At 70.0% G+C, this 20559-nt stretch carries 21 protein-coding genes; 7 read left to right on the top strand and 14 right to left on the bottom strand.

Features of this window, described 5'->3' with window-relative positions:
- Window positions 1-33 precede the first annotated feature (33 nt).
- The 6 genes from ahcY to Q2100_RS15250 all read right to left on the bottom strand — a co-directional run bounded on the left by ahcY (window position 34) and on the right by Q2100_RS15250 (window position 5442).
- Window positions 34-1494, bottom strand: a complete 1461-nt coding sequence (gene ahcY, locus Q2100_RS15275; RefSeq protein WP_302914761.1) for an adenosylhomocysteinase — start codon at window positions 1492-1494, stop codon at window positions 34-36.
- Between the two features lie 78 nt (window positions 1495-1572).
- Window positions 1573-2205 (bottom strand): TetR family transcriptional regulator AlkX, encoded by a 633-nt coding sequence (alkX, locus tag Q2100_RS15270; RefSeq protein ID WP_264015946.1) that lies wholly within the window; start codon window positions 2203-2205, stop codon window positions 1573-1575.
- Window positions 2206-2222: 17 nt separating this feature from the next.
- Window positions 2223-2405: a rubredoxin gene (locus Q2100_RS15265; RefSeq protein WP_264015947.1), complete on the bottom strand. Its 183-nt coding sequence runs from the start codon at window positions 2403-2405 to the stop codon at window positions 2223-2225.
- Window positions 2402-2575, bottom strand: coding sequence for a rubredoxin (locus Q2100_RS15260; protein WP_302914760.1), 174 nt, complete (start codon window positions 2573-2575; stop codon window positions 2402-2404). The genes Q2100_RS15265 and Q2100_RS15260 overlap by 4 nt, the downstream gene beginning before the upstream one ends.
- Window positions 2572-3810 (bottom strand): alkane 1-monooxygenase, encoded by a 1239-nt coding sequence (locus Q2100_RS15255; RefSeq protein WP_302914759.1) that lies wholly within the window; start codon window positions 3808-3810, stop codon window positions 2572-2574. The genes Q2100_RS15260 and Q2100_RS15255 overlap by 4 nt, the downstream gene beginning before the upstream one ends.
- A 162-nt stretch (window positions 3811-3972) precedes the next feature.
- Window positions 3973-5442, bottom strand: coding sequence for an amino acid permease (locus Q2100_RS15250; protein ID WP_302914758.1), 1470 nt, complete (start codon window positions 5440-5442; stop codon window positions 3973-3975).
- Between the two features lie 75 nt (window positions 5443-5517).
- On the opposite strand from Q2100_RS15250, the gene Q2100_RS15245 reads away from it, so the two are divergent.
- Window positions 5518-6879 (top strand): FAD-dependent oxidoreductase, encoded by a 1362-nt coding sequence (locus Q2100_RS15245; RefSeq protein WP_302914757.1) that lies wholly within the window; start codon window positions 5518-5520, stop codon window positions 6877-6879.
- Between the two features lie 13 nt (window positions 6880-6892).
- Here Q2100_RS15245 and manA read toward each other — a convergent pair whose 3' ends face one another.
- The 4 genes from manA to Q2100_RS15225 all read right to left on the bottom strand — a co-directional run bounded on the left by manA (window position 6893) and on the right by Q2100_RS15225 (window position 11140).
- Complete coding sequence (gene manA, locus Q2100_RS15240; RefSeq protein WP_302914756.1) at window positions 6893-8119, bottom strand: mannose-6-phosphate isomerase, class I; 1227 nt, start codon at window positions 8117-8119, stop codon at window positions 6893-6895.
- 4 nt (window positions 8120-8123) lie between these two features.
- On the bottom strand, window positions 8124-9212 hold the full coding sequence (locus tag Q2100_RS15235; protein WP_302914755.1) for a TobH protein: 1089 nt from the start codon (window positions 9210-9212) through the stop codon (window positions 8124-8126).
- Window positions 9209-10612, bottom strand: coding sequence for a phosphomannomutase/phosphoglucomutase (locus Q2100_RS15230; protein WP_264015954.1), 1404 nt, complete (start codon window positions 10610-10612; stop codon window positions 9209-9211). The genes Q2100_RS15235 and Q2100_RS15230 overlap by 4 nt, the downstream gene beginning before the upstream one ends.
- A 108-nt stretch (window positions 10613-10720) precedes the next feature.
- Window positions 10721-11140, bottom strand: a complete 420-nt coding sequence (locus Q2100_RS15225) for a DUF3499 domain-containing protein (protein ID WP_264015956.1) — start codon at window positions 11138-11140, stop codon at window positions 10721-10723.
- Window positions 11141-11272: 132 nt separating this feature from the next.
- Between Q2100_RS15225 and Q2100_RS15220 the strand changes: the two genes are divergently transcribed.
- Window positions 11273-11695, top strand: coding sequence for a metallopeptidase family protein (locus Q2100_RS15220; RefSeq protein ID WP_264016018.1), 423 nt, complete (start codon window positions 11273-11275; stop codon window positions 11693-11695).
- A gap of 24 nt (window positions 11696-11719) precedes the next feature.
- Here Q2100_RS15220 and Q2100_RS15215 read toward each other — a convergent pair whose 3' ends face one another.
- Window positions 11720-11986 (bottom strand): WhiB family transcriptional regulator, encoded by a 267-nt coding sequence (locus Q2100_RS15215; RefSeq protein ID WP_264016019.1) that lies wholly within the window; start codon window positions 11984-11986, stop codon window positions 11720-11722.
- Window positions 11987-12431: 445 nt separating this feature from the next.
- On the opposite strand from Q2100_RS15215, the gene cofD reads away from it, so the two are divergent.
- From cofD to Q2100_RS15200, 3 genes are read left to right on the top strand one after another with little or no spacing between them, the layout of a single operon-like run.
- Window positions 12432-13433: a 2-phospho-L-lactate transferase gene (cofD, locus tag Q2100_RS15210; RefSeq protein ID WP_302914754.1), complete on the top strand. Its 1002-nt coding sequence runs from the start codon at window positions 12432-12434 to the stop codon at window positions 13431-13433.
- The gene (locus Q2100_RS15205; protein WP_302914753.1) at window positions 13430-14770 is read left to right on the top strand and encodes a coenzyme F420-0:L-glutamate ligase; all 1341 of its coding nucleotides are present in this window, start codon (window positions 13430-13432) and stop codon (window positions 14768-14770) included. Before cofD ends, Q2100_RS15205 begins: the two co-directional genes overlap by 4 nt.
- Complete coding sequence (locus tag Q2100_RS15200) at window positions 14767-15318, top strand: NUDIX hydrolase (protein WP_302914752.1); 552 nt, start codon at window positions 14767-14769, stop codon at window positions 15316-15318. The genes Q2100_RS15205 and Q2100_RS15200 overlap by 4 nt, the downstream gene beginning before the upstream one ends.
- Before the next feature lie 53 nt (window positions 15319-15371).
- Here the strand turns inward: Q2100_RS15200 and manB are convergent, their stop codons facing one another.
- Genes manB through rfbD form a run of 3 tightly spaced genes read right to left on the bottom strand, consistent with a single transcriptional unit; the run spans window position 15372 to window position 18242 of the window.
- Window positions 15372-16451: a mannose-1-phosphate guanylyltransferase ManB gene (gene manB / locus Q2100_RS15195; RefSeq protein WP_302914769.1), complete on the bottom strand. Its 1080-nt coding sequence runs from the start codon at window positions 16449-16451 to the stop codon at window positions 15372-15374.
- Window positions 16452-16464: 13 nt separating this feature from the next.
- The gene (locus Q2100_RS15190) at window positions 16465-17349 is read right to left on the bottom strand and encodes a glycosyltransferase family 2 protein (protein WP_302914751.1); all 885 of its coding nucleotides are present in this window, start codon (window positions 17347-17349) and stop codon (window positions 16465-16467) included.
- Between the two features lie 38 nt (window positions 17350-17387).
- Window positions 17388-18242, bottom strand: coding sequence for a dTDP-4-dehydrorhamnose reductase (gene rfbD / locus Q2100_RS15185; RefSeq protein WP_302914750.1), 855 nt, complete (start codon window positions 18240-18242; stop codon window positions 17388-17390).
- A gap of 79 nt (window positions 18243-18321) precedes the next feature.
- Between rfbD and Q2100_RS15180 the strand changes: the two genes are divergently transcribed.
- Both Q2100_RS15180 and Q2100_RS15175 read left to right on the top strand, forming a co-directional pair.
- Window positions 18322-19803, top strand: coding sequence for an LCP family protein (locus Q2100_RS15180; RefSeq protein ID WP_302914749.1), 1482 nt, complete (start codon window positions 18322-18324; stop codon window positions 19801-19803).
- Window position 19804: 1 nt separating this feature from the next.
- A complete protein-coding gene (locus Q2100_RS15175) occupies window positions 19805-20509 on the top strand; it encodes a TIGR03089 family protein (protein WP_302914748.1) in 705 nt (234 codons plus the stop codon).
- The last annotated feature ends 50 nt before the right edge of the window (window positions 20510-20559 follow it).

Raw genomic sequence — 20559 nt, 5'->3', positions numbered from 1 at the left:
TTCTCGCCGTGAGCGCGCGTTCGGCGCGAAAACTCAGTAGCGGTAGTGCTCCGGCTTGTACGGGCCCTCGACGTCGACGTTGATGTACTCCGCCTGCTCCTTGGTGAGCCTGGTCAGCGAGCCGCCGAGTGCCTCGACGTGGATCTTGGCGACCTTCTCGTCGAGATGCTTGGCCAGGCGGTAGACGGCGTTGTCGTACTCGTCGTTCTTGGTCCACAGCTCGATCTGCGCGATGACCTGATTCGAGAAGCTGTTGCTCATCACGAACGACGGGTGGCCGGTCGCGTTGCCGAGGTTCAGCAGGCGCCCCTCCGAGAGCACGATGATCGAATGCCCGTCGGGGAAGACGAACTCGTCGACCTGGGGCTTGATGTTGATCCGGCGGATGTCCGGGTCACGCTCGAGGCGGGCCATCTCGATCTCGTCGTCGAAGTGGCCGATGTTGCCCAGGATCGCCTGGTGCTTCATCGACCGCATGTGATCGAGGGTGATGATGCCCTGGTTGCCGGTCGCGGTGATGATGATGTCGGCCCAGCCGACGGCCTCTTCGACGGTCTTGACCTCGAAGCCGTCCATCAGCGCCTGCAGGGCGTTGATCGGGTCGATCTCGGTGACGGCCACCCGGGCGCCCTGCGCCTTGAGCGCCTCGGCGCAGCCCTTGCCGACGTCGCCGTAACCGCACACCAGGGCGGCCTTGCCACCGATCAGCACGTCGGTGCCGCGGTTGATGCCGTCGATCAGCGAGTGCCGGGTGCCGTACTTGTTGTCGAACTTGCTCTTGGTGACCGAGTCGTTGACGTTGATCGCGGGGAACGGAAGGTCACCGGCCGCCTCGAACTGGTAGAGCCGCAGCACACCGGTGGTGGTCTCCTCGGTGACACCCTGCACCGACTCGGCGATCTTGGTCCACTTGCCCTTGTCGGTCTCGAACCGATTGCGCACCAGGTTCAGGAAGACCTTGTACTCGTCGGAGGCGTCCTCCTCGTCGGGCGGGACCACGCCCGCCTTCTCGAACTGCGCGCCGCGCAGCACGAGCATGGTGGCGTCACCGCCGTCGTCGAGGATCATGTTGGCCGGCTCGTTGGGCCAGGTGAGCATCTGCTCGGCGGCCCACCAGTACTCCTCGAGCGACTCGCCCTTCCAGGCGAACACCGGGACGCCCTTGGGCTCCTCCGGGGTGCCGTGCGGACCGACGACGGTCGCGGCCGCGGCGTGGTCCTGGGTGGAGAAGATGTTGCAGGATGCCCAGCGCACCTCGGCGCCGAGCGCCACCAGCGTCTCGATCAGCACCGCGGTCTGCACCGTCATGTGCAGCGACCCGGAGACCCGCGCCCCCTTGAGCGGCAGCACCTCGGAGTACTCGCGGCGCAGGGCCATCAGGCCCGGCATCTCGTGCTCTGCCAGCCGAATCTCCTTGCGGCCGAACTCGGCCAAGGACAGGTCGGCAACCTTGAAATCGATGCCGTTGAGGCTGTCAGCCTTCAACTCAGTCATATGCATTCCTTTACGTGCGCGCGCGTGAGGCCATTTAGTTAGCCTGGTTACACAGTAGTCGGCGCGGTCAGAGCGCCGCTAATTCTGCTCGATGACACCGTATCGTTCGGCAAACGGCGTCATCAGCCGGGCCAGGTCACCGGCCACATCGTGGTCGGCCTCCGGCGGCATCGAGACATAACTCATCGCCAGCCGGACGATCGCACGGGCCAGCACGCCGGCGTCCTCGTCGCTCGCCCTGACCCAGCTGTGGGCGAAGGTGTCGGTCAGCCGGTCGGAGCACCGGGTGATGATCGGCCCGCTGTCGGTGGTGATGATCTGCAGCAGGTCGGGCTTGGTCTCCCCCGACAGCAGCGAGATCACCAGCGGGTCGGCGGCCGACTCGGCGAAGAACGCGCGGAACCCCTGCAGGAAGGCGGCGTGCACATCGCCGACATTGCCCTCGATGGCCTCGTCGACGGCGTCGACCAGGCGGTCCGCCAGCCGCAGCGCGTAGTTCTGCGCCAGGCCGTGACGTGAGCCGAATTCGTTGTAGATGGTCTGCCTGCTGATGCCGGCGGCCTTGGCGACGTCCGAGAGCGTGATCGCCGACCAGTCCCGGGTCGTCAGCATGTCGCGCATCCCGTCCAGGATCGAATCGCGCAGCAGCACCCTCGACGCCTCGGCGTACGGGATGCGCTGCGCGCTTCGACGGTCGCGCGGGCTTGTCACACGCGCGAGGGTAGCGGTCAAGACCGCGCAACCTCCACCATCTCGAAGTCCGACTTGGCCGCGCCGCAGTCCGGGCAGCTCCAGTCGTCGGGGATGTCGTCCCAGCGGGTGCCCGGTGCGATGCCGTCCTCGGGCCAGCCCTTCTCCTCGTCGTACTCGAATCCGCACTGCACGCAGACGAACAATTTGTAGTCACTCATCGGATTGCTCCCATCTCTTCGAAGTCGACCTTCTCGCGCACCGCGCAGTCGGGGCAGCACCAGTCGTCGGGGACCTGGTCCCACTGGGTGCCGGCCGGGAACCCCTCACGCGGGGCACCCGCGGTCTCGTCGTACACGTAGTCGCAGCCCGGGCAGCGGTAGGCGGTCATCGGGCGACCTCCGCCACCGCCCCGTACCGCGCCAGCATCTTGTCGCGCAGCCGCGGGTGCAGGTTCACCCGGGTGATGTCGCCGTCGTAGTGGTCCAGCACCCGATGGTCCATCACCTTTCGCCACAGCGGCGGGAAGTAGGTCAGCGCGATCATCGACGCGTAGCCACTCGGCAGATTCGGCGCACCGTCGATGCTGCGCAGCGTCTGGTAGCGGCGCGTGGGGTTGGCGTGGTGATCGCTGTGTCGCTGCAGGTGGTAGAGGAACAGGTTGGTGACGATGTGGTCCGAGTTCCAGCTGTGCGCGGGTGCGCAACGCTCGTAGCGGCCGCTGGCCGTCTTCTGCCGCAGCAGGCCGTAGTGCTCGAGGTAGTTCACCGTCTCCAGCAGCGTGAAGCCGAAGACGGCCTGGATCACGAGGTACGGGATCAGCGCCACGCCGAACACCGCGATCAGCACGCCGAAGAGCAGCACGGTCATCGCCCACGCGTTGAGCACGTCGTTGCCCGGGTAGGTCCTCGGGTCCCAGGGGCTGCGTCCGTTGCGTCGCAGGCGCTGGGCCTCGATCTGCCACGACGACCGCAGGCTGCCCCAGACGCTGCGCGGCAGGAACTCCCAGAACGTCTCGCCGAAGCGTGCCGACGCCGGGTCCTCCGGGGTGGCGACGCGGACGTGGTGGCCGCGGTTGTGCTCGATGTAGAAGTGGCCGTATCCGGTCTGGGCCAGCGTGATCTTGCTGAGCCAGCGCTCGAGTGAGTCCTTCTTGTGCCCCATCTCGTGCGCGGTGTTGATGCCCACCCCTCCGAGCACCCCCACCGACAGCGCGAGTCCGATCTTGGCCGGCCAGCCCAGCCCGCCGTCGAAGCCCAGCCAGCTCAGATCCGACGCGGTGAACAGGTAGGCGCCGAAGATCACGCTGGCGTACTGGAACGGCAGATAGATGTAGGTGCAGTAGCGGTAGTACCGGTCGTTCTCCAGCCGCTCCATCACCTCGTCGGGCGGATTCTGGCCGTCGGGGCCGAACTTGAGGTCGAGCGCCGGCAGCAGCACGTAGAGCAGGATCGGGCCGATCCAGAACGGCACCAGGGCCGCGGTGTGCCAACCGAGGTCGTTGAGCGCCCAGACGATCGGCAGCATCACGAACAGGGCGGTCGGCGCGATCAGCCCCATCAGCCACAGGTACCGCTTTCTGTCCCGCCACTGATCAGCGGTGATGTCTGAGATTTCGGTCGTCATCGAACAGCCTCCTCGGTGATCGGGATCACGTCTTGAGTTGACTATACGACTGCATTTGTCCGCTGTCTAGACATCAATGGCAATTTTGTAAAGCAGTCGAAAGCGACTTCGGCGCGCTTTCAGTCGCTGAGCGATCGAAAGCGCGCCGAAATCGCTGAACAGTTACTCGACTGCAGAGGCCTCGCGGCGCCCGAGCACGGAGTGCCTGCGGCCGTAGACGAAGTAGATGACCACACCGATGGCCATCCAGATCAGGAAGCGGATCCAGGTCAGGCCGGTCAGGTTGAGCATCAGCCAGACGCAGGCCGCGATGGCTGCGATCGGCAGCACCGGCACCAGCGGCGCCCGGAACCCGCGCTCGAGGTCGGGACGGGTCTTCCGCAGCACGATCACGCCGGCGGACACCAAGACGAACGCGAACAGCGTGCCGATGTTGACCATCTCTTCGAGCTTGTCGATCGGGAACACCGACGCGGCGACGGCCACCAGGGCGCCGACGATCAGCGTGATGCGCACCGGCGTGCCGTGCTCCCCGGTCTTGGCCAGCTGGCGGGGCATCAGCCCGTCGCGGGACATCGCGAACAGCACCCGCGTCTGGCCCAGCATCAGCACGATGACGACGGTCGTCAGGCCGGCCAGGGCGCCGATCGAGATCACCGTCGCGGCCCACTCCACCCCGTTCGCGGAGAACGCCGTCGCCAGGTTCGCCTTCTCCCCCGCGTCGCGCAGCACCGTGTACGAGACCATGCCCGACAACACGACGGCGACCGCAACGTAGAGCACCGTGACGATCGCCAGCGACCCGAGGATGCCGCGTGGCACGTCGCGCTGCGGGTTCTTGGTCTCCTCGGCGGTGGTGGCGACGATGTCGAATCCGATGAAGGCGAAGAACACGATCGACGCGCCGGCCAGCAGGCCGTACCACCCGTAGCTGCTGCCCTCGGCGCCGGTGATCAACGAGAACAGGGACTGCTCGGCGCCGCTGCCACCCTCGGCCGCCTCGGCCGGCGGTATGAACGGCGAGTAGTTGCTCATCTTGATGTAGCCGGCGCCGACGATCACCACGAGCAGCACGACCGCGACCTTGATCACGGTGATGACCAGGCTGACGCCGGCTGAGAGCTTGGTGCCGCGCGCGAGCAGCAGCGTCACGAACGCGATGATCAACAACGCGCCCCAGTCCACCTTGAGGCCGCCGACCTCGGCGATGCCGCCGCCGAAGTTGAACACCGTGCCCAGGTAGCTCGACCAGCCCTTGGCCACCACGGCCGCGGCGACGGCGAACTCCAGGATCAGATCCCAGCCGATGATCCACGCGACGAACTCACCGAACGTCGCATAGGAGAACGTGTAGGCACTGCCCGCCACCGGCACGGTCGAGGCGAACTCGGCGTAGCACAGGGCCGCGAGCCCGCAGGCGATCGCGGCCAGGATGAACGAGATCGAGATGGCCGGACCGGTCAGGTTGCCCGCGGTGGACGCGGTGATGGTGAAGATGCCCGCGCCGATCACCACGGATACGCCGAACACGGTGAGGTCCCACCACGTCAGATCCTTGCGCAATCGGGTGCTCGGTTCGTCGGTGTCGGCGATCGACTGCTCCACGGATTTGGTGCGCCATCTGCCGGTCATGACGAATTCCTTTCGGATCCGGTGCGGGACAGATTCTCGCCCGGGTGTGCGAAATCTACCGGCTACTGTGACCCGATGGGGCGGAGTACTAAACACGCAATCGTCATCGGGGGGAGCATCGCCGGGCTGTGTGCCGCGCGGGTGCTCTCCGACTTCTACGAGCACGTGACCATCTTCGAGCGCGACGAGTTGCCCGACGGTCCGGCCAACCGCGCCGCCGTCCCCCAGGGCCGGCACGTGCACCTGCTGATGGCCCGCGGGGCCGCCGAGTTCGAGAGCCACTTCCCCGGCCTGCTCGACGACATGGTCGCCGCCGGCGTGCCCATCCTGGAGAACCGGCCCGACTGCATCCACTTCGGCGCGGCCGGTCATGTGCTTGGCACCCAGCACACCCTGCAGGACGAGTTCACCGCGTACGTGCCGAGCCGGCCACAGCTGGAATGGCAGATCCGCCGGCGGGTGAACGCGATACCCAACGTCGAGATCATCCGCCGGTTGGTGTCCGAACCGACGTTCGACGCCGCCGTCCAGCGCGTCACCGGGGTGCTGCTCGACGACGGCGAAGCGGTGTCCGCGGACCTCGTCGTCGACGCCACCGGCCGCGGAACCCGGTTGCCGGTGTGGCTGGCGCAGTGGGGTTTCGAGCGTCCCCGCGAGGACACCGTCGACGTCGGCATCGGCTACGCCAGCCAGCGGGTGCAGGTGCCCGACGGCCTGCTGGCCGAGAAGGTCGTGGTGGCGGGCGCGTCGGACGGTCTGCCGCTCGGTGTGGGCATGCTGTTCTACGAGGACGGCGTGTGGAACGTCACCACCTTCGGCGTGGGCAAAGTCGATCCGCCGAAGGACTTCGACGGGATGTGCGCGCTCGCCGACGACATCCTGCCCTCGCACGTCGCCGCCGCGCTGCGGGCCGGGAAACCCGTCGGCGAGATGTCGTTCCACAAGTATCCGACGAGCCGGTGGCGCCGCTTCGACAAGCTCGACCGCTTCCCGGCCGGGATCGTGCCGTTCGGCGACGCCGTGGTCAGCTTCAATCCCACCTACGGCCAAGGCATGACGATGACGTCGCTGCAGGCCGGTCACCTGCGCCGGGCGCTGGAGAACCCCGGCGAGAGCCTGGCCCGCACGCTGAGCAAGGCCACCGCGAAGTCGACCTACCCGGTGTGGCAGATGAACGCGGTCGGTGACCTGACGCTGCACCGGGCCACCGGCCCGATGCCGTGGTGGTACTCGCCGGTGGGCGGGCTGTTCGACCAGTTCCTCGGCGCCGCGGAGACCGATCCCGTGCTGGCCGAATGGTTCCTGCGACGGTTCAGCCTGCTCGACAGCCTCTGGATGGTGCCTTCGCCGCGACTCGTGGGCCGCACGATCAAGCACAACATGAAACTGTGGCTGGCCGAGCGGCGCGCCGCGCGCGAACCCGTCCCGGTCGCCTGAGCGGGGACGGGCGTCAGAGCCCGACGGTGACCCGGAACAGCTTGGTCGGTTCCTGCGCCATCAGCCGGATCGGGCCGTCGTCGGCGGCCACCCATGCCGCCGCGCCGCGCTGCAGCGTCAGCGACGTGCTCTTGGCGTGCACCACGGTCACACCCTCGGTGCACAGCAGCACCTGCGGGCCGTCGTACCGTGACGGCGCGTCGATCTCGTGGCCGCACTGGTCGCCCGCCACGCTCAACACCGACACCGCGAACTCCGGCGCCGGCGTGCGATAGACCAGTTCCATTCCGTCGCGGCTCATCTCGGGCCGCAGCTCGTCCTCGGGCGTCGGCGTGAAGTCGAGCACCCGCAGCAGCTCGGGCACGTCCACGTGCTTGGGCGTGAGACCGCCGCGCAATACGTTGTCGGAGTTCGCCATCACCTCGACGCCGATGCCGCGCAGGTAGGCGTGCAGATTTCCGGCAGGCAGGTAGATCCCCTCGCCGGGCCGCAGCGAGATGCGGTTGAGCAGGAGGGCGGCCAGCACTCCGGCATCGCCGGGATAGCGCTCGCCGAGTTCGAGCACGGTCTTGGCCTCGGCGGCGAAGCGCTTGTGGCCGGAACGGACGTATTCGATGGCGCCCTCGAGCACCGCGGGGACGAGCAGGTCGAGGTGGGGTTGCGGCGCCGTGATCCAGGTGGTGAACAACGCCCGCAGCCCGTCGGCGTCGGGCTGGCCGGCCAACAGGTTGAGGTAGAGCTCGAGTTCGGGAACGGCCAGCGCGCGGATCAGCTCGATGGTGTGGTCGACCGGGGCGAATCCGGCCAGTGCCTCGAACTGGTCGAGCGCCACCATCAGCTCCGGCTTGTGGCTGCGGTCGCGGTAGTTGCGCATGGGCGCCGACACCGGGATCCTCAGCCGGTCCTCACGTTCGAAACCCTCTGCGGCCTGCGCCGCGCTCGGATGGGCCTGCAGCGACAGCGGTTCGTCGGCGGCGAGCACCTTGACCAGGAATGGCAGGGCGTCGCCGAACTGGCTGAGCAACCCCGTCCCCAGCTGTCCCTCCGGGTCCTCGCGCAGCGCCGTCAGCAGTGACTGCTCGCCGTCGTCGGTCTGCAGCCAGGCCGGATCGCCGGGATGCGCGCCGAACCACAGCTCCGCCTCGGGATGCGCTGTGGGACTGGGCCTTCCGGTGAACTCGGCGATCGCGGTGCGCGAACCCCACGCATAGGTCCGCACCGCGCCTCGTAGCAGGTGCACGTGTCTAACCCCGAACCAGTCTCAGGTACACAGCCGTCATCTCCAGTCGTACGGCCAGCGTGGCCAGTTGGTGTTCCGGCCGACTGCTCGCCCCCCTCGCCGCGCCGTCACCGGCGTCGGGCACATCCTCGGCACTGACCACGTCGACGCCGTCGAAACCCGCGACCCTGGCCAGTATCACCGGGCGCTCGAGGTCGGTGGTGAGGACGAAGGCGCGCACCCGTCGCGGCAGCGGCCCGTCGAGCTCGTCGTCGTGGAACAGCGATGCCTCGTACGACGTCTCGCCACGGCGACCGGACGGCCTGCTGCGCAAGCCCACCAGCAGGTCGGCCAGTCCCACGGCGGCCACCGCCTCACCGGCCGCCCGCAGCAGCACCGCCGCGCCGTGCCGGCCGAGCGCCAGGGTGGCGGCGTTGTCGCCGGCGAGCACGACGTCGCGCCCGGAGATGCGGTCGGCCAGAGTCTTGGCGGGGTTGGTGAACAGGTCGCGGCCCGCGCTGTTGCGCAGCGCCTCGGCGTCGAGCTCGTCGGCCAGTGCGGAAAGGTCGGCAGGCAGACCCGCATCCACGGTGTGCAGTGTGGCCAGCCCGACCGCGAGGTAGCGGGCCAGGCCGAAGTCGTCGGGTACCCACACCCGCGGCGCCAGCGCCACCGCCCGGCCGGCGGTGGCATCCCGCAGCGGACCTTCGTACGGCGCGGCGATCACCACCCGCGCACCACGGCGCACACCGGTCGCGGCTGCCGTCACCAGCGCGGGGTCCGCCGCGTCGTCGCCCGCGACCACGATCACGTCCAGCGCACCGATCCAGAGCGGCACCTGCGCGGTGACGACGATCGGCGCAGCGGCAGACGGTCCCATCGTGGCAGCGAGCATCGCCCCCGCGGTCTCGGCGACGCCACGGCCGGCGACCCACACGACGGTGCGTGGCGGCTGGCCCGACCGCAACGGCTCGAGCACTCCCTCGTCGAACGCCGCCGCGGTGGCGCGGACCTGGGCGCCTGCCATCGCCGTCGCCCGGAGCAGACCGTCCCGGTCGGCGTTCAGCAGTCCGTCGGCGTCGTCGAGGTCGATGACCGCCTCGGTGGCTCTCACGACGAGTCCCCCGCGACGGTGACGCTCTGGGCCTCGACCGTCTGCGAAACCTGCCCGACCACCTCGTCGACCTCTTCGGCGGTGCGCGCCTCGACGTTCAGCCGCAGCAACGGCTCGGTGTTCGACGTGCGCAGGTTGAACCAGTTCCCGTTGCCGAGATCGACTGTCACGCCGTCGAGGTGATCGATGGAGTGGATGCGGGGGCCGAACGACTTGAGCACCGCCTCGACACAGGCCGCCGCATCGCCGACAGTGAAGTTGATCTCGCCGGACGCCTCGTAGCGCTGGTAGTCGGCCATCAGGTCCGACAGCGGCCGGTCCTGCTCACCGAGCGCGGCGAGCACGTGCAGGGCGGCCAGCATCCCGGAGTCGGCGCCCCAGAAGTCGCGGAAGTAGTAGTGCGCGGAGTGCTCGCCGCCGAAGATCGCGCCGGTCTCGGCCATCAAGGTCTTGATGTAGGAGTGCCCGACCCGGGAGCGCACCGGTGTCCCGCCCCGCTCCACCACCAGTTCCGGCACGGCCCGGGAGGTGATCAGGTTGTGGATGACGGTGGCGCCGATCTCACGCTGCAGTTCGCGCGCGGCCACCAGGGCCGTCACCGCCGACGGCGACACCGGGCGACCGAGCTCGTCGACGACGAAGCAGCGGTCGGCGTCGCCGTCGAACGCCAGGCCGATGTCAGCGCCGGAGGACACGACATGGGCCTGCAGGTCGACGAGATTGGCCGCGTCCAGCGGGTTCGCCTCGTGATTGGGGAACGTGCCGTCGAGTTCGAAGTACAAGGGCGCCATCGTGATCGACGGGATGTTCCCCAGCACCGCCGGAGCGGTGTGACCCGCCATGCCGTTGCCCGCGTCGACGGCGACGCGCAACGGGCGCCGACCGGCCAGGTCGACCAGTGAGCGCAGGAAGTCGCCGTAGTCGGCAAGCACGTCGCGGTCGGAGATGACGCCGCGCGGCGCGTCCGACGCGGGCACACCGGCGATCACCTCCTCGGCGATCACCGACAGTCCGGTGTCCTTGCCGACGGGTTTGGCTCCTGCGCGGCACAGCTTGATGCCGTTGTAGGCGGCCGGGTTGTGGCTGGCGGTGAACATCGCGCCGGGACAGTCGAGCAGACCGGAGGCGAAGTACAACTGGTCGGTGGACGCCAGCCCGATCCGGGTGACGTCGAGTCCCTGGGCTACCACGCCCTCGGCGAACGCGGCGGCCAGCGCGGGCGAACTGGCGCGCATGTCGTAGCCGATCACCACCTGGTGGACCGCGGGGTCGGCGGCCATCAGCCGGGCGAACGCGCCGCCTACGTCGGCGACGAACGCCTCGTCGAGTTCGTCACCGACCAGGCCACGCACGTCATACGCCTTGATGACGCGGTTAACCGCCGCAGCCGGCCGGGACATAGCACTCCTCGTGACGGGATCTTCTGCGCCAGCCTAGCCGTCGGAGGATGACGGATCTGCGTCTATCGCCCGGCTCGTTTGCTCCACCGGCGGCCGCAGGCCTCCGGTTTACTCGCCGGGGTCCGGCAACACCCGCAGGTGCCCGCGCCGGCGCCCGCTCGAATCGGGCCGACGGGCCGGGGGCGCCATCAGCGCACCGCCCGCGACTCCGGTGGAGGGATCGGAGAAGCCCGCCACCACACCGTTCATCGGGGCCGCCACTTCACGTCCCTCGCGTACCGCGTCGGCGAGGGCGACCAGGTCGTCCTCGTCCGGATGGGTGGGCAGCGGGCCGGCGTGGCGAACGAGCTCCCACCCCCGCGGCGCGGTGATCCGGCTGGCATGGCCGACGCACAGATCCCAGGAATGCGGCTCGTTCACAGTGGCCAGGGGCCCGACCACGGCGGTGGAGTCCGAGTACACGAAGGTCAGCGTCGCCACAGCATAGTGAGGGCACCCGGGCCGGCAGCAGCGACGGGGAACGTTCACGATCGAGAGGCTATCGCGCACCGCGGCCCCGCGGCACCGGACACGCGCAGCGTCGGGGCGGCCGATCTCGAACCGTTACGATCGGTGACCGTGGCCGAAGGAAACCGGTGGCGATCACGCCGCCGCCGGGATATGCGCGGCCCGCTGCTGCCGCCGTCGGTGCCGGGCTGGCGCAGTCGCGCGGAACGGTTCGACATGGCGGTGCTGGAGGCCTACGAGCCGATCGAGCGGCGCTGGGCCGACCGGGTCTCCGCACTCGACGTCGCGGTGGACGAGATTCCGCGGATCTCACCGAAGGATCCCGACAGTGTTCAGTGGCCGCCCGAGGTGGTGGCCGACGGGCCGATTGCGTTGGCGAGGCTGATACCCGCGGGCGTCGATGTCCGGGGTAACGCCACCCGGGCGCGAATAGTGTTGTTCCGCAAGCCGATCGAGCGCCGGGCCAAAGACACCGACGAACTCGCCGAGCTGCTGCATGAGGTGCTGGTGGCGCAGGTCGCCACATTCCTGGGCGTCGAACCCACAGTCATCGACCCGACGATCGAGGACGAGTGAGGCCCGGCGCGGGCCAGGTCGGTGCTAGATGATGCCGCGCTTGAGGCGTCGGCGCTCCCGCTCGGAGAGCCCGCCCCAGATGCCGAACCGCTCGTCATGGGCCAGCGCGTAGTCGAGGCACTCGTCGCGCACCTCGCAGCCCAGGCAGATCCGCTTGGCTTCGCGGGTCGAGCCGCCCTTCTCCGGGAAGAACGCCTCGGGGTCGGTCTGAGCGCACAGCGCGCGCTCCTGCCATTGATCCTCGGTAGTTGCCGGATCAACTTCCCACTCGTCGCCCTGGTCGGGGACCAGGCTCAATTGCGGCCGGTTTGCGGCCGCCGTCGGCGCCGGCCTGATATCGGTGTGCGGCATGCTGCCGACAGCGCCGAGCAGCCGGTTGTCGAACCGGACTACTCGATCGAAATCGCTACTCTCAAAAGACATTTCCCGCCTCCTCACTCGGTGTCGTAGTTGGACTCGGAGCCCCACGATGGAGATGTGCGACCAATCAATTCGAACAAGTGATCGAATCTCGGTCTGCGACACCGATTTCGGCCGGCCAACCGGGAATGACACTGATGTGATTAGACACGCGTTAGCTGCCGGGGTCAAGCGCTGGAACAGAAATTCATACCATCCCGTGACCCGCATACGGCGCGCCGTGACGTCGGCGTGTCTCGTTTGTGATCTTGGTTGTTCGCGCCGGGGCCGCAGGCGGTCGCGGCGGCGATAGCGGCAGCGCCTAATCTCGATCGATGTGAAGGTCACCGTACTGGTCGGCGGAGTCGGCGGCGCGCGCTTCCTGCTCGGTGTGCAGCACCTGCTCGGACTCGGGCAGTTCGCCACCGGCGAGACGTCGTCCGGACATGAACTGACCGCCGTCGTCAACGTCGGCGACGACGCCTGGATGCACGGCGTGCGCATCTGCCCCGACCTCGACACCTGCATGTACACCCTGGGCGGCGGCATCGACCCCGACCGCGGCTGGGGCCACCGCGACGAAACGTGGCATGCCAAGGAGGAACTGGCGGCCTACGGGGTGCAACCCGACTGGTTCGGGCTCGGCGACCGGGACCTGGCCACCCACCTGGTGCGCAGCCAGATGCTGCGGGCCGGCTATCCGCTCTCCCAGGTCACCGAGGCGCTGTGCGCGCGCTGGGCGCCCGGCGCGCGGCTGCTGCCGGTGAGCGACGACCGCAGCGAGACCCACGTCGTGATCACCGACCCCGGCCCGGGCGAGACGGCCGGAGAGCGGCGCGCGATCCACTTCCAGGAATGGTGGGTGCGCTACCGGGCGAACGTGGAGACGCACAGCTTCGCCTTCGTCGGCGCCGACAAGGCGGCCGCCGCCCCCGGGGTCACCGATGCGATCGCCGACGCCGACGTGGTGCTGCTGGCGCCGTCGAACCCGGTGGTGAGCATCGGACCGATCCTCGCCGTGGGAGGCGTCCGCGCGGCCCTGCGCTCGACATCGGCCAAGGTGATCGGCTACTCCCCGATCGTCGCCGGAAAGCCGTTGCGCGGCATGGCGGACCGCTGCCTGTCGGTCATCGGCGTCGAATCCACCTCCGAAGCCGTCGGCAGACACTTCGGGGCGCGCTCCGGTGTCGGCCTGCTCGACGGCTGGCTGGTCCACACCGGTGACGACGCCGCGATCGAGGGCGTCGACGTGCGGGCCGTTCCGCTGCTGATGACCGACCCGGGCGCCACCGCCGACATGGTGCGCGCCGCGCTCGACCTGGCCGGGCTGACGCTGTGACCGAGCACGGATCCGCCGCGGCGGTGGAACTTCTGCCGGTGCCCGGGCTGCCGGAGTTCCGCACCGGTGACGACCTCGCCGCCGCGCTGGCAGCGGCCGCGCCGTGGCTGCGGGACGGCGACGTCGTGGTGGTCACCAGCAAGGTGGTGTCCAAGTGCGAAGGCCGCATCGTCGCCGCACCTGCCGACCCGGAGGAACGGGATGCGCTGCGGCGCAAACTCATCGACGACGAAGCCGTGCGGGTGCTGGCCCGCAAGGGCAAGACGCTGATCACCGAGAACGCCATCGGCCTGATCCAGGCGGCGGCCGGGGTCGACGGCTCGAACGTGGGCTCGACCGAACTCGCGCTGCTGCCCGTCGACCCGGACGGCAGCGCGGCGGCCCTGCGGTCCGGACTCGCCGACCGGCTCGGCGTGCGCGTCGCCGTGGTGATCACCGACACCATGGGACGGGCCTGGCGCAACGGCCAGACCGACGCCGCGATCGGCGCTGCCGGGCTTTCCGTGCTGCACGGCTACGCCGGGGCCCGCGACGTGCACGGCAACGAACTGCTCGTCACCGAGGTGGCCGTCGCCGACGAGATCGCGGCGGCGGCGGATCTGGTGAAGGGAAAGTTGACGGGCATCCCGGTCGCGGTGGTGCGCGGGCTGTCGCTGCCCGACGACGGGTCGACCGCACGCGACCTGCTGCGGCCCGGCGAGGACGACCTGTTCTGGCTGGGCACCGAGGAGGCCCTGCACCTCGGCCGCACCCAGGCCCAGCTGCTGCGCCGCTCGGTCCGGCACTTCAGCGCCGACGCCGTCGAGCCGGAGCTGATCGAGGCGTCGGTGGCCGAGGCGCTCACCGCCCCCGCACCGCACCACACCCGGCCGGTGCGCTTCCTGTGGCTGCAGGACGCCGACACCCGCCGCCGCGTGCTGGACCGGATGCGGGACCGCTGGCGTGCCGACCTGACCGGCGACGGGATGCCGGCCGACGCCGTCGAACGACGCGTCGCTCGCGGCCAGATCCTCTACGATGCACCCGAACTCGTGATCCCGTTCGTGGTGCCCGACGGCGCGCACGACTACCCGGACGCGCAGCGGACGGCCGCCGAACGGACCATGTTCACCGTCGCCGCCGGCGCCGCCGTGCAGGCGCTGCTGGTCGCCCTCGCGGTCCGCGGCGTGGGCAGCTGCTGGATCGGCTCCACCATCTTCGCCGCCGACCTGGTGCGCCACGAGCTGGAGGTGCCCGACGACTGGGAGCCGTTGGGCGCGGTGGCCATCGGTTACGCCGCCGAACCCACCGGCCCGCGTGATCCCGCGTCCGTCGACGGGCTGCTGGTGCGCCGGTGACACTGCACGCCTCGGCGGTCGAGGTGCTCACCGAGTGGGTGGCGCCCGACCCCGCCCAGGACAGCCTGCGGCACTCGGTGCTGGCGTTCCTGGCCGCCCGGCCCGACGCGTGCGAGCGGTCCTGCGCAGCAGGCCACATCACCGCCTCGGCACTCGTCGTCGACCACACCGGCACCCGGACGCTGCTCACCCTGCACCCGCGGGTGGGCCGGTGGCTGCAGCTCGGGGGGCACTGCGAGGAGGGCGACGCCGACATCGTCGCCGCCGCGCTGCGTGAGGCCGGTGAGGAGTCCGGTGTCGCGGGCTTGACCATCGACCCGTCGATGGCCGCCCTGCACGTGCACCCGGTGACCTGCTCGCTGGGCGTGCCGACCCGCCACCTCGACATGCAGTTCGTGGTGCGCGCGCCGCGCGACGCCGAGATCGAGGTGAGCCGGGAGTCACTCGACCTGCGCTGGTGGCCACTCGACGCGCTGCCCGACGGCACCGACTTCGGCCTGGCACAGCTGGTGGCCGCGGCATTGCGCCGGAACGGCATTCCCGGCTAGCAAGCGCGCGGCTCGATGACCGGGAATGCAGTTCCGTGGAAGAGGTGGAAGGGTCAGACGTCGGTGGAGTAGCGCAGGCCGCCGTCGGGGATGGCCACGCCCGGCCACACCCGCGCGCCGCGCAGCAGCTCGCAGCGGGCGCCGATGTCGGCGCCGTCGCCGATCACCGCATCCCGGATCAGCGCGCGCGGCCCGATCCGGACGCCGAAGCCGAGGATCGACCGCTCGATCACCGAACCGGCCTCGACCCGCACCCCGTCGAAGATCACCGCGCCGTCCAACCGGGCGCCCGCCCCGATCTCGGCGCCGCGGCCGACCACCGTGCCACCGATCAGCAGTGCGCCGGGCGCCACCGCGGCGCCGTCGTGCACCAGCGACTCGCCGCGGTGACCGCCCAGCGCCGGCGACGGCGCGATGCCACGCACCAGATCGGCCGAACCACGCACGAAGTCCTCGGGCGTGCCCATGTCACGCCAGTAGGTCGCGTCGACGTAGCCGCACACCTTGAGTCCGTCGGACAGCAGCGCCGGGAACACCTCGCGCTCCACCGACAGCGCACGCCCGGCCGGGATCCGCTGCTCGATCACCTCGCGCCGGAACACGTAGCAGCCGGCGTTGATCTGGTCGGTGGGCGGATCCTGCGTCTTCTCCAGGAAAGCCGTCACGACGCCGTCGGTGTCGGTGGGCACGCAGCCGAAGGCGCGTGGGTCGCCGACACGCACCAGGTGCAGCGTGACGTCGGCCTCTCGCTCGGCGTGGGAGTTCAGCAGCGCACCCAGGTCCGCGCCGGACAGCACGTCGCCGTTGAAGACCATCACGGTGTCGTGGCGCAGCTTGTCGGCGACGTTGGCGATGGCGCCGCCGGTGCCCAGCGGTTCGGTCTCGGTGACGTAGTCGATCTGCAGGCCGAGCTTGGAGCCGTCGCCGAACTCGGCCTCGAACACCTTCGCCTTGTACGAGGTGCCCAGCACGACGTGCTCGATGCCGGCCTTGGCGATCCGGGACAGCAGGTGGGTCAGGAACGGCAGCCCGGCCGTCGGCAGCATCGGCTTGGGCGCCGACAGCGTCAACGGTCGCAGCCGGGTGCCCTGGCCGCCCACCAGGACGACGGCGTCCACCTCGGCCGGGTTCAGCGGATTCGCCACGCTAGTGCCCTTTCCTTCGCCGCGACTTCCTGACCACCAAACCTGCGCGCACGGCGAGGGCTCCCCGGAACGCCCCGCGCAGCGGGGCCTGCCACCACCTCGGGTAACGGTCAGCCAGGAAAGTGTAGGTGCTGCGATGATGCGCGGCCAAGTTGCGGGCCGGGTCGCGGCCGGTGGAGTGGCCCTTGTGGTGCAACACCTCCGCCGACGGCACGTATACGTTCTGCCAGCCCGCCTTGGCGAGCCGATCACCCAGGTCGACGTCCTCCATGTACATGAAGTAGCGCTCGTCGAAGCCCGACACGTCGTCGAAGGCGGACCTCCGCAGCAACAGGCACGCCCCGGACAGCCAGCCGACGACGCGTTCGCTGGGCTCCTCACGGTCCTGCCGGTAGGCCGCCGTCCACGGGTTGGACTTCCAGAACGGGCCGACCACCGCGTGCATGCCGCCGCGGACGATGCTCGGCTGGTGCCGCGCCGACGGGTAGACGGTGCCGTCGGGGTCGTTGATCAGCGGCCCCAGCGCGCCCGCTCGCGGCCACCGCGCAGCCGCCTCGAGCAGGGTGTCGATCGAGTGCGGTCCCCACTGCACGTCGGGGTTGGCGACGACGAAGAACTCGGGGTCGTGCGACGGGTCGGCGTCGCGCAGGTATTCGGAGACGGCGCGGTTCACCGCGGTGCCGTAGCCGAGGTTGCCGCCGGTCCGCAGCAGCCGGGTGTTCGGATACCGCTGCAGCGCCTCCTCGGGCGAGCCGTCGGTCGACCCGTTGTCCGCCATCACCACCGTGACCGGGCGTTCGGTCGCGTGTGGCAGGGACGCCAGGAAGCGGTCGAGGTGCGGGCCCGGCGAATACGTCACCGTCACCACCACCAGCTCGTCACCCACGTGACATCACCATCACGGCGTAGAGGGTAACCGGGCCGTCACGGCGCCTCGTCCAGCGCGCTGGTCAGCGCCTCCCGCCACGGCCGCAGCGGAGTGAGTCCGGCCGCGGCGGACCGCCTGCCGGACAGCACGGAGTACGCCGGCCGGGGCGCGGGCCGCGGGTGCCGGTCGGTGCCGACGGGACGGACCCGCTGCGGGTCGGCGCCGAGGAGCTCGAACACCGCCTTGGCCTGTTCGAACCGGCTGGCCTGGCCGTCGTTCGCGGCGTGCAGCACCGGTGCGTCGACAGTGCCGTCGGCCACCTGGAGCAGGGCCGTCACCAGGTCACCGACGTAGGTGGGGGCGCCGACCTGGTCGGCCACCACGTCGACGGTGGCGTCGCCGGCCGCCATGCGCCGCATGACCGAGACGAAGTCGGTTCCGCCCGCGGCGCCGCGGTAGATCCACGCGGTGCGGACGACGTGCGCGGTCGGCAGCGCGTCGAGCACGGCGCGCTCCCCCGCCAGCTTCGTCCGGCCGTAGACGCCGAGCGGTCCGGTCTCGTCGTCGACCTCGTAGGGCTCGCGGCGGTCGCCGCTGAAGACGTAGTCGGTGGAGATGTGCACCAGGCCGGCGCCGACGGCCGCGCAGGCGCGCGCGACGTGGCCGGGGCCGACTGCGTTGACCTCGTGGGCGCGCTCGGGCTCCGATTCGGCGGCGTCGACCTTCGTGTAGGCCGCGCAGTTGATCACCACATCGCCGGCGCGCACGACGCGCTGGGCGGCGGCGGGATCGGTGATGTCCCACTCAGCGGAGGTCAAGGCCGCGACAGTGCGCCCCTCGCGGCGGGCCTGAGCTGCGAGAACGGTGCCCACGAGGCCGCCCGCCCCGGTGATCACGATGCGCTGCGCCATGGCCGCGAGTCTGACACGGCGGCTGGCACGCCGACGAGCGCTACCTGGATGCGGCGCCACTCGCAAGTAACCTGGGCTGATGCCCGCCCGTGTACTTCGTGCTGTCGCCGTGACCACCGCGCTGGCGGTGGTCCTGGGGACGGGTGTGGCGTGGAGCCGGATCCGCTCGTTCGAGTCCGGCATCAACCACATCAGCTCGGCCACGCTCGGCGGCGGCGGCGAGGACGGCGCGATCGACGTGCTGCTGGTCGGGTCGGACAGCCGCACCGACGCCCACGGCAACCCGCTGTCGGCCGAGGAGCTGGCCACGCTGCGCGCCGGTGACGACGTCGCGACCAACACCGACACCATCATCTTGATCCGCATCCCGAACAGCGGCGAGTCGGCCACCGCGATCTCCATTCCCCGCGACTCGTACGTCGAGACGCCGGGCATGTACAAGACGAAGATCAACGGTGTCTACGGCGAGGCCAGGTTCGAGACGCTGAAACAGCTCGTCGAGGTCGAGGGCATGGATCCGGCGCTGGCCGAGAAGGAGGCCGTCGAAGACGGTCGCGAGGCGCTGATCAAGACCGTCGCCAATCTCACCGGTGTCACCGTCGACCACTATGCCGAGATCGGGCTGCTGGGCTTCTCGTTGATCACCGATGCCCTGGGCGGTGTCGACGTCTGCCTCAAAGATGCGGTCTACGAACCCCTTTCGGGTGCCGACTTCCCGGCCGGCTGGCAGAAGCTCAACGGCCCCCAGGCGCTGAGCTTCGTGCGGCAGCGCCACGACCTGCCGCGTGGCGACCTCGACCGGGTGACCCGCCAGCAGGCGGTGATGGCGTCACTCGCCCACGAGGTGATCTCCAGCAAGACGCTGTCGAGCCCCGCCACGCTGAGCCGGTTGGAAGCCGCGGTGCAGCGCTCGGTGGTGCTCTCCGACGGCTGGGACATCATGGATTTCGTCGACCAGCTGCAGAAGCTGGCGGCGGGCAACGTCGCGTTCGCCACCATTCCCGTTCTGCGGGAGGACGGTTGGAGCGACGACGGCATGCAGAGCGTGGTGCGGGTGGACCCGGTCCAGGTGCAGGAGTGGGTGTCGAGCCTGTTGCACGACCAGGACGAGGGCAAGACCGAGGAACTCGCCTACACGCCGAGCAAGACCACCGCGGAGGTGGTCAACGCGACCGACATCAACGGGCTGGCCGCCGCGGTGTCGGGAGTGCTGGCGGAGAAGGGATTCACGCCCGGCCCGACCGGCAACCACGAGCAGGGCGTCCAGGTGAGCGGCAGCCAGGTGCAGGCCGCCACGGCCGACGACCTCGGCGCGCAGGCGGTCGCCAAGGATCTCGGCGGGCTTCCGGTCGTCGAGGACGCCTCGGTGCCGTCCGGCGCGGTGCGGGTGGTGCTTGCGGGCGACTACACCGGTCCGGGCTCGGGTCTCGACGGCGCCGACCCCGCCCTGCTGGCCGCAGACCCGGCGGCCGGCGGGTCGACCGAGGAGTCGACCGGGGCGCCCCCGACGCCTGCGCCGGTGATCACCGCGGGCTCCGACGACCCGGAGTGCGTCAACTGACATGACCACCGTCTCCGGTGCGGTGCTCGACCCGCTGCTGGCGGCCGACCCCGTCGGGCCGCGCATCACCTACTACGACGACGCCACCGGCGAGCGCATCGAGCTGTCCGCAGTGACCCTGGCCAACTGGGCGGCCAAGACGGCCAATCTGCTGCGCGACGAACTGGGCGCCGGACCGGGGAGCCGGGTGGCGGTGCTGCTGCCCGCCCACTGGCAGACCGCGGCGGTGCTGTTCGGTGTCTGGTGGATCGGCGCCGAGGTGGTGCTCGACGGCGAGGCCGACGTCGCGCTGTGCACGCTCGACCGGCTGCCCGAGGCGGACGCCGCGGTCGGCGTCGGCGAGATCGCCGTGCTGTCACTGGATCCGTTCGGCAAGCCGGTGCCCGATCTGCCCGTCGGGATCACCGACTACGCCACCGCGGTGCGCGTGCACGGCGACCAGATCGTCCCCGAACGCAGGCCCGGGCCCGCCCTGGCCGGACGATCAGCCGGCGAGGTGATCACCGCGGCGCGTGAATCCGCTACGGCGCAAGGGATCACGGCCACCGACCGGGTGCTGTCGACCCACGCGTGGGTCACCGCCGACGACCTCGTCGACCATCTGCTCGCGGTGTTCGCCGCCGGTGGATCGCTGGTTCAGGTGACGAACCCTGACCCCGCGGGGCTGCCACGCCGTCGCGGGATGGAGAAGGTCACCCGCGGCTGACGGTCACTTCAGCAGTGCGCGTGACATCACGACGCGCTGGATCTGGTTGG

This window comes from Mycolicibacterium arseniciresistens (assembly GCF_030519285.1).
GTDB lineage: Bacteria > Actinomycetota > Actinomycetes > Mycobacteriales > Mycobacteriaceae > Mycobacterium > Mycobacterium arseniciresistens.
The sequence above is the reverse complement of the archived record's forward strand: the minus strand, read 5'-3'. Positions and strand labels throughout refer to the sequence as shown.

Excerpts from the sequence above, each read along its gene's own strand:
- ahcY (WP_302914761.1), bottom strand. The coding sequence starts at position 1,494 with ATGACTGAGTTGAAGGCTGACAGCCTCAACGGCATCGATTTCAAGGTT.
- Q2100_RS15265 (WP_264015947.1), bottom strand. The coding sequence starts at position 2,405 with ATGAGTGACTACAAATTGTTCGTCTGCGTGCAGTGCGGATTCGAGTAC.
- Q2100_RS15260 (WP_302914760.1), bottom strand. The coding sequence starts at position 2,575 with ATGACCGCCTACCGCTGCCCGGGCTGCGACTACGTGTACGACGAGACC.
- Q2100_RS15255 (WP_302914759.1), bottom strand. The coding sequence starts at position 3,810 with ATGACGACCGAAATCTCAGACATCACCGCTGATCAGTGGCGGGACAGA.
- Q2100_RS15250 (WP_302914758.1), bottom strand. The coding sequence starts at position 5,442 with ATGACCGGCAGATGGCGCACCAAATCCGTGGAGCAGTCGATCGCCGAC.
- Q2100_RS15245 (WP_302914757.1), top strand. The coding sequence starts at position 5,518 with ATGGGGCGGAGTACTAAACACGCAATCGTCATCGGGGGGAGCATCGCC.
- Q2100_RS15230 (WP_264015954.1), bottom strand. The coding sequence starts at position 10,612 with ATGTCCCGGCCGGCTGCGGCGGTTAACCGCGTCATCAAGGCGTATGAC.
- Q2100_RS15220 (WP_264016018.1), top strand. The coding sequence starts at position 11,273 with ATGCGCGGCCCGCTGCTGCCGCCGTCGGTGCCGGGCTGGCGCAGTCGC.
- rfbD (WP_302914750.1), bottom strand. The coding sequence starts at position 18,242 with ATGGCGCAGCGCATCGTGATCACCGGGGCGGGCGGCCTCGTGGGCACC.
- Q2100_RS15180 (WP_302914749.1), top strand. The coding sequence starts at position 18,322 with ATGCCCGCCCGTGTACTTCGTGCTGTCGCCGTGACCACCGCGCTGGCG.
- Q2100_RS15175 (WP_302914748.1), top strand. The coding sequence starts at position 19,805 with ATGACCACCGTCTCCGGTGCGGTGCTCGACCCGCTGCTGGCGGCCGAC.